Annotated in this window: 1 rRNA gene; it reads left to right on the top strand. The window is 55.1% G+C overall.

Annotated features, from left to right (window positions below):
* Positions 1-102: ribosomal RNA gene (gene rrf, locus ACVOK1_RS20515) — 5S ribosomal RNA — on the top strand; the annotation flags it as partial.
* Positions 103-479 lie beyond the last annotated feature (377 nt).

Here is a 479-nt window from a genome sequence, read left to right as displayed (position 1 = left end):
GCGCTGTGGAACCACCCGATCCCATCCCGAACTCGGAAGTGAAACGCAGCTGCGCCGATGGTAGTGTGGCTCAAGCCATGCGAGAGTAGGTCATCGCCAGGGTTTACACCCGAGAACCCCGTTGCTTGCGCAACGGGGTTTTCCTTTTTTTGCAGGCACCTGGTTTTGACCTGGACTTGCAGTAACAACTTCACGAAGAGCTTCAAGTTCCTTCAACAAGTTGTTGACAAAGCTGAAAGGCCTGCCATAATAGGCGGCTCGCAACGACGAAAGACCTTCGGGTCCAACGACGAAGCAGCATCGGCAACAACGTCCACTCCGGTGAGACGGCCTTGAAAAAAGGTGTTGACGAAGCGGAAAAGCCGGCTATAATGGGCGGCTCGCTACGAAGGAAACTTCGCAGCACACGGGAACGGCGCTGAGGCCACTTCCCCTGATCTTTGAAAGTATGCGCAGGTATCTTGTGAAGGCGCCTGCAG

The organism is Stenotrophomonas sp. STEN087, assembly GCF_056759115.1.
The sequence above is the reverse complement of the archived record's forward strand: the minus strand, read 5'-3'. Positions and strand labels throughout refer to the sequence as shown.